1 protein-coding gene is annotated in these 1,236 nt (G+C 63.1%); it reads right to left on the bottom strand.

Annotation, left to right across the window (positions count from 1 at the left end; genetic code table 11):
• A partial coding sequence (locus AWB66_RS32540; RefSeq protein ID WP_087634054.1) for an IS256 family transposase occupies positions 1 to 1,182 on the bottom strand: 1,182 nt, incomplete at its 3' end.
• Between the last annotated feature and the right edge of the window lie 54 nt (positions 1,183 to 1,236).

The raw sequence follows: 1,236 nt of genomic DNA on the forward strand, positions 1-1,236 counted from the left end.
GCGGCTCCAGTCGGCAGTGATATTGCGCAAGGCCAGCCACAGCAGTTTGGTCGCGGCCTCGTCCGTCGGGAAGTGACCACGCGTCTTGACGATCTTGCGTAGCTGGGCGTTCACGCTTTCAATGGCGTTGGTCGTATAGATCACCTTGCGCACTGCTGGCGGAAACGCGAAGAACGGAATCACGCGGTCCCATGCCCGACGCCAGGCGGCCACCACAGTCGGGAATTTCCGGCCCCACTCGCCCTGTTCGAACGCGTCCAGTTCAGCCTGTGCCGCCTCAGCGCCCGCCGCCGTATAGATCGGCTTGATGGCCGCGGCCAGTGCCCGTCGGTCTTTCCAGCTCGCGTAGTCCAGCGAGTTGCGGATCAGGTGCACGATACACGTCTGTAGGGTGGTGGCCGGAAACACCGCGCCCAGCGCTTCAGGCATGCCCTTCAGGCCATCGGTGACCGCGATCAGGATGTCCTGCACGCCGCGCACCTTCAGGTCACTGAACACCTTCATCCAGAACTTCGCCCCTTCCGTGTTCTCGATCCACAGTCCCAGGATGTCACGCGTGCCGTCCGGCAGGATGCCCAGCGCCAGATAGATCGCCTTGTTGCGCACCAGCCCTTCCTCGCGGATCTTCACGCGCAGTGCGTCGAAGAACACCACCGGATACATCGGCTCAAGCGCACGCGCCTGCCAGGCCGCCACCTCGTCCATCACGGCATCGGTCACCGAGCTGATGAATTCCGGCGACACCTCGGTGCCGTACTGCTCGGCCAGAAACCCCTGAATCTCGCGCACGGTCATGCCGCGTGCGTACATCGCGATGATCTTGTCGTCGAAGCCCGTAAAGCGCCGCTCGTGCTTTGGAATCAGGATCGGGGCAAAGCTGCCGTCGCGGTCACGCGGAATCTCCAGACGCAGCGGACCGTCGTCGGTCAGCACCGTCTTGCCGCTCCTGCCGTTGCGCTGGTTGGTTGCCTCTTCTGGCCGCCCGGCGCCAGCCGGATAGCCCAGATGGTGTCCGAGTTCGGCGCCCAGCGCCCGTTCAATCAGCGCCTTCTTGAACGCCGCTGAAGCGGCGTGCACCGCTTCAGCCGTCATCGGCCCCTTCACGAACTGGTCGATCAGTTCCTTCGGAATCGACGGCAACGCCGTTTGGGCCTCAGTGGTCGTCCTGGGTTTGCGTGGCATACATGCTCCTCGAACTACATGTTATGCCTCGCACACAAAATTTATGACAGGCCC

Origin of the sequence: Caballeronia telluris (assembly GCF_001544495.1) — a bacterium.
Lineage (GTDB): Bacteria > Pseudomonadota > Gammaproteobacteria > Burkholderiales > Burkholderiaceae > Caballeronia > Caballeronia telluris.